This window comes from Alteromonas sp. a30 (genome assembly GCF_026788005.1).
In the GTDB taxonomy this organism is placed as follows: domain Bacteria; phylum Pseudomonadota; class Gammaproteobacteria; order Enterobacterales; family Alteromonadaceae; genus Paraneptunicella.
The window spans coordinates 1-1,701 of the sequence record NZ_JABEPE010000064.1 but is presented as its reverse complement, the minus strand read 5'-3'; the positions used below and the strand labels follow the sequence as shown (position 1 = coordinate 1,701).

Below are 1,701 nucleotides of genomic sequence, written 5' to 3'. Positions count from 1 at the left end.
CGTATCGCACCGAGATTGAATCCTTAGTGTCGGTGACCCAATCGGGTGACTATAGCGGCGCGGCGAGTTTCACTGTCACGTTACCAAACGGCACACAGCGCCTTTATGGCACAAGTGCCAGTACCCGCGTGGTTGCCGCTGGTAAAACCGCTGCTATGAGTTGGCTGATTGCCCGCGAGCAAGATGTCTCAGGCAATAACCACATGAGCTATAGCTATACTGCCTACGGTGATGCTGAGCATTTATTAACCCGCATCAAGTACACGGGTAATGGCACGACCGATGGCAACCGTGAAGTGCGCTTTGAATACCAAAACCGCGCCAAGTATAGCACCCAGTATTTAGCCGGTGGCAAGTCGCGCATGACCAAACGCCTACATAAAATCAATACTTGGTACGCGGGTAGCAAGGTGCGTGAATACACCTTAGGTTACGGTAGTAGCAGTGCTGCCAGTGGTCGCTCATTGCTTCGTAGCGTGACCGAGTGTGGCTTTGATGGCAGCGCTTCGATTTGCCGTGCACCGACCACCTTTGACTGGCTTGAAGCGGCTCCGCGTTTTGAGCTGGAGCGCTTTGAAACCGAAGATGGCACGGAAGTCTTCCCGGCGTATCAAGGTGACGATGCTTATAATCCCGGCACCATAATAGACAAGGTCGGTTTGCCTCGCTCGCCAGTGGGCGATATTAACGGTGATGGCGTGCGTGACTGGGTGGGTTATACGGTCGATAGCAGTGATAAGCTTCACCCAATCACTTATTTTATGAATGCTGAAGGCGAGCAGACTAACAGCGGTAATACGCCTGCCAATCTAAACATGGAAGAATTCCGCAGTTCAAATCGCATCTTTGTAAATGGTGACTTTAACTTAGATGGGCGCACCGACCGCTGGATTATTCCAAAAAGTACCGGTTTACTTCTCATTGGTTATACCGAAGATGACGGCGCAGGTGGCTTTACCTCTAATTATTCAGGCACCACGGCGATTGTGATGAACGATGGCGAAGGTGCAACATCTAAAGACCGCATTGAAAGTGTGTCGGATTATAACGGCGATGGCTGGCCGGATATTGTTATTAGTCGCACGACAGAGAATTCAATAACCAATGCCGTGTCAGTAGATTACTTCCTGCACTTGCATACCAAAAACTTAAGTACCCCTTATGTGGTTAATAACACCGCGTTTTTAGAAACCGACAGCGCGCCTAATGCTTTGGGTACGACGGCGAGCGTAGGCAGCGATTTAAGTGGCGACGGCATCCCTGATATTGTGATTTCGCGTTATTACCGAGACCAGTACCGCCCAGTGATGGACACCTTGTTAATTACACAGGTTAGCCAAAGTGGCGTGGTTAGCTTCACCTCGCACAATATCAACTTTGATGCGGTGGATGATGACACGGTATCGCATTACTCCACCTTGATGGATGTTAATGGTGATGGCCTAGATGATTGGGTCGGCTGGATAGATGCCGATTACATTACGCCTTCCACCCAAAACCTGAAAGTGAAGCTTAACAAAGGCGATGGCAGCTTTGCCGATGCTATCAACACGGGTTATACCATACCAGCCGTGCTTGAGCGGGCTATCGGTGGTCCAAGTGCCGGTCAGGCACCGCCGGAGCGATATGTGCCGTTGCGTTATAACCAGTTGCGTCCAATGGATGTGGATAATGATGGCAAAGTGGAGTTGTTATCATCAG

The 1,701-nt window shown here is 50.3% G+C and carries 1 pseudogene; it reads left to right on the top strand.

The features are described 5' to 3' along the window. Positions 1–1,701, top strand: a pseudogene (locus tag HJG39_RS19125) (hypothetical protein); the annotation flags it as partial.